This window comes from Massilia sp. CCM 8734, assembly GCF_011682155.1.
Classification (GTDB): domain Bacteria; phylum Pseudomonadota; class Gammaproteobacteria; order Burkholderiales; family Burkholderiaceae_D; genus Telluria_A; species Telluria_A rubra.
Window position 1 is genome coordinate 1 of the sequence record NZ_WHJI01000122.1, and the last position, 1,595, is coordinate 1,595.

Annotated in this window: 3 protein-coding genes; all 3 read right to left on the bottom strand. The window is 64.0% G+C overall.

Annotated features, from left to right (window positions below):
* Positions 1–338 (bottom strand): hypothetical protein (locus F2P46_RS35715; protein WP_166899243.1); only part of this gene is annotated, 338 nt, incomplete at its 3' end.
* Positions 339–369: 31 nt separating this feature from the next.
* On the bottom strand, positions 370–990 hold the full coding sequence (locus F2P46_RS35720; protein WP_166899245.1) for a DUF6682 family protein: 621 nt from the start codon (positions 988–990) through the stop codon (positions 370–372).
* A gap of 44 nt (positions 991–1,034) precedes the next feature.
* The coding region (locus F2P46_RS35725) for a hypothetical protein (RefSeq protein ID WP_166899247.1) at positions 1,035–1,595 on the bottom strand (561 nt) is incomplete at its 5' end.

Sequence of the window (1,595 nt, forward strand, 5' to 3'; positions counted from 1 at the left end):
AGCATCGGCGCCGAGAACAGCATATTGCCGGCATTGAGTGCATCAAAAACGGCGACGTGCGTCACGGTGACAGCCGCGCCGGTCACTGCGGGGAAGGTGATTGACGCCGAGTTCGAGACTTGCTGTCCGGCGCCGCCTGGCGCCGGCGCGGTGAATGCGCCGGTCAGCTGGCGCGTGTACCAGGTACCTGACGCAATCTCGTTCAAGTTGCCCGCATCGGTCGGGTCGGCCGTGCACAGCGCCAGGCGCAGCGCGGCCGTCGGCGGGGCCACAAAATTCGTACCGCGCAGCAGCGCATTGAGTACTGCCGTTTCGGCGTAAACGGATAATCCTGCCATGAATGGCTCCTATAAAGGTATGAAGGGGAAATCAGGTGGGGGGTGCGGACGCCGGCGCCTTACCCTTGACAAGGGCGTTGAAAGCACCCCGGTGCAGGGCCGCGAAACCGGCGCTTTCTGGCGCGTACTCGCTGTCCTTTTCGTAGGCGCGGTACATGAGGTAGTCGACCAGCGCGCCCACGTAGCTGTCATCGAGCGCGATCGGGTCACTCAATGCCAGCGCTGGAGGCACCGCCTCATAGACGGCCGTCACCGCATTTCCGCCAGGTGACGGTGGGTAGACATAGAACGTTTTTGGGTCGTCGCCCGAAAAGCAGAAATGCAGCACCTTCGTTTTGGCGCGCGCCGGCGCGTGCCAGTCGGGTACCTGGGCATCGAGCGCCTTGCGCGCTATGCGCGTCACCGCGTAGCCACTGGCAGTGCGCGGCACGTCCAATAGCGCCTTGCCATCGAGCGGCAAGCGTTGCAGGGTGCCGGCGGCAAGCGTCACCGCCGTGGTGATGACATAGATCGACGGGTTGATCAGGCCGGCCTCGCGTTGGCCGTCGATCAACCAATCGAGCATTTCTGACTGGGTCCAGCGGATGTACTCGTGGTCCTGCAGCAGACGGGCAGCGCGGCCGACGACGGCGCTGGCGATCGTAGTGGGCATGCGTTTCCTTGCGTGTGTGGGGCGAACAGGTGCCCTGGGAAGTGTTAGCCGAAAGCGCGCGGCCGGACCCGGCTCGTGGTGCGGCCGAATGACTGCTCGGCGCGGATACGCGCGGCGGTGCGTGCGATCTCGTAGTCGCGGGTATAGAGACCCGCAGCGGCAAGGTTGGTAAATTCGTGCCCGGTTATCCGCAGCAGGCGCCCGATAACGCCCTGTCCGATCTCAAAGGCATAGTCGTCCAGCAGAACATCGGCCACCGTGTCGGCCGTGCGTGCGGGTTTGGTCGCCACCAGCAGCTTGATTGCCTGGGCGGCGTCCTGCGTCGGCGTGGCGTCGAGCGTAAAGACGTTGGCGGCCGCCTGCTGAATGCCCGACGGTTCCCCGGTGCGACCCTGCAGGGATGCCACGTGCATGTCTCCCGTTTTGAAGATCCGTAGCGGCCGTGTGTAGTACGCCGCCTCAAGGATGATCGTGGCCACGGTGCCGGATGGGGTTTCGATGTCGTATTGCCGCTCGCCACTAATCACGTCGAGCGGATCGGTCATCAGCTGCGCGACAGGCGCGTGGATGCAAAAGTCGATGCAGATATCGCGGATATGCTGTTC

Bases quoted from the DNA above. Each gene is read 5' to 3' on its own strand.
- F2P46_RS35720 (WP_166899245.1), bottom strand. From the start codon at position 990: ATGCCCACTACGATCGCCAGCGCCGTCGTCGGCCGCGCTGCCCGTCTG.